Origin of the sequence: Bacteroides timonensis (assembly GCF_000513195.1) — a bacterium.
GTDB lineage: Bacteria > Bacteroidota > Bacteroidia > Bacteroidales > Bacteroidaceae > Bacteroides > Bacteroides timonensis.
In genome coordinates this window covers 1-2,437 of sequence record NZ_CBVI010000194.1, presented here as the reverse complement: position 1 = coordinate 2,437, position 2,437 = coordinate 1, and the positions used below count along the sequence as shown (strand labels likewise).

Annotated in this window: 2 protein-coding genes; both read left to right on the top strand. The window is 44.7% G+C overall.

Features of this window, described 5'->3' with window-relative positions:
- Positions 1–122: 122 nt before the first annotated feature.
- On the top strand, positions 123–1,025 hold the full coding sequence (locus BN161_RS27710; protein WP_052356440.1) for a tyrosine-type recombinase/integrase: 903 nt from the start codon (positions 123–125) through the stop codon (positions 1,023–1,025).
- Positions 1,022–2,170 (top strand): IS91 family transposase, encoded by a 1,149-nt coding sequence (locus BN161_RS27705; RefSeq protein ID WP_044272555.1) that lies wholly within the window; start codon positions 1,022–1,024, stop codon positions 2,168–2,170. Before BN161_RS27710 ends, BN161_RS27705 begins: the two co-directional genes overlap by 4 nt.
- Positions 2,171–2,437: the final 267 nt, after the last annotated feature.

The window sequence follows — 2,437 nt, the reverse complement described above, 5'->3', positions numbered from 1 at the left end:
GTAGTTGTACTAAATCCCGCATACGTTTTAGCTAAAGTTTAGCTATATGTATGCGGGATTCCTTTTTTTTGCTGAACTTTAGCGGTGACATAACCAATGTTCCACTAAATACCTCCATCACTATGGCCAATATTGTTCAGCGTGCTTGTTTCTCCATTCCGGAGTTTGAGCAAAGATATGAAAAATTTTCGAAAGAACTCCAAGTCCGTCAATATTCCCCGGGTAGCATCAGTGCTTATTGTCACAAGTTATCTGCCATCTGCCTTCATTTCAGAAAGCTTCCCGAGTCCTTGACAGCAGATGATTGCCGTGATTACTTCAGCATGCTCCTTTCTCGCAGCCCTTCACCCGGTCTGAGTTATTTCAAACATACCGTTTATAGCTTACGCTGCTATCGTAAAATGATGGGTCTTTCCTCTTTTACAGTACCTCTTCCGAGTATCCGCAAGGATAAAAAGCTTCCCATCGTGTTATCTCAGGACGAAATCCGTCGTTTATTGTCTGTCACTTCCAGCATACGCAGCAAGGCTATCTTTTCGTTGATTTACTCCTGCGGCCTGCGTATGAGCGAATTAATCAATCTCCGTCTTTACCAGATAGACAATGACCGCATGCAGGTCTTCGTGCATCAAGGAAAAGGCAAAAAGGACCGTTATGTCCCCCTCTCTTCCAATGTCCAGATTGTATTGAAACGGTATTTGGAAGCATATGACCCTTGTATGTATCTGTTTAATGATTCCCCCGGCAAGCCGGTAACCGAACAGGAGGTCCGTTATCTGTTTCGTGATGCCGTGCGTACAGCGGGGATTCTTAAGCCTTGCACGCTCCACACCCTGCGCCACAGCTATGCCACCCACTTGTTGGAAATGGGTGAGAACATCCTGCGTATCCGTGACTTGCTCGGCCATGCAAATATCAAAACAACCATGATTTACCTTCATCTGGCTTCCCTGCCTGAAGGAGGAAGGGCCTTTAGCCCCTTGGACAGGCTGTTTCCAACCGGTATTCAAAAGTCAGCGGAATGAGGACCTCATTGGAAGTAGCCCATATTATCACCCGTTTCAAGGATGCTTTTTTAGAAAAGTATTCACCTTGCAAACAAGTCCTTAAAGTGTTCTCCCATTTGGAGCAATGCCGGACTTCCGCCTTGGGAGGGCATGTGGACGCTTGTAGCGAATGCGGTGCGGTGCGCGTCAGCTACAACAGCTGCCGTGACCGCCATTGCCCCAAATGTCAAGGCATAGAACGGGAATTGTGGATACAGGCCCGCAAAGAGGAGATATTGCCTGTTAATTATTTCCATGTGGTATTCACTTTGCCGGAAGAACTTCATTCCCTGTCACTGGCAAACATGAAAGCCGTATATAACTCCCTCTTCAAGGCCGCCTGGGGAACGATAGAGAGATTTTCCGGCAACCAGGGGGTTCAGACAGGCATGACAGCCATACTACATACCTGGGGAAGTAACCTGCATTATCATCCACATGTACATTGTATTGTCCCGGGAGGAGGCATACGGGAAGACGGGAAATGGAAGACTTATGAAAATGTGTATAACCGGAAGGCATTCCTCTTTACAGTCAAAGGCATGAGTAAGGTCTTTCGGGCTAAATTCATGAAGGAATTGACCAAATCGGTAAAAATCCCAGCTCCTGTCAGGAAGAGACTCTTCGAGAAGGAATGGGTCGTTTACAGCAAGGCGCCTTTCAAAGGGACTGACAAAGTCGTTGAATACCTGGGAAGATATTCTTATCGGGTGGCTATAAGTAATTCCAGAATCAAGCAAATCACAGATAGGCATGTCACATTTGAATATAAAGATTATAAAGACAACCGAAAGTGTAAGATGATGACTTTAACCGGAGAGGAGTTCTTGCACAGGTTTAGTCAGCATATACTTCCAGCCGGATTTGTACGAATCAGACACTACGGATTCCTGGCATCCTCAAATAGGGAAAAACTCTGGAAGATACAACGCGTAATGAAGGTTCCTTGCTCGCCAATAAAAGGGGGGAAGAAGAAATGGACAGAGGTATGCGCACAAAAATGGGAAGATTATAATATCTGCAAATCTTGCGCAAAGGCGCAAATGATAACCATACAAACTTTTCATCCAACTAGGGCACCACCGGTACTAATGAGAAGAAAGGGGGATACACAGGAAAAGTGAGAATAACTAAGGAGAAGCTATGCGAAAATACGCATGGAGGGAATGTTAATGCCCTATGCGAAAATATGATTGAAGAAAAGGGATCTTAGAATAGAGAAGTACAATAGTTATAGGAAATATGGGAAAGAAAAAGAGACTAAACAAAAATGATTAATGAAAAAAAGGAAGACAGAAAATAAGTAATGGGATACCAATACCCATAAGAGAGAAGGACGTACAACAGGGGCTCCATATGTCCTACGGACACACGAAGCCCTATTTCGTTTC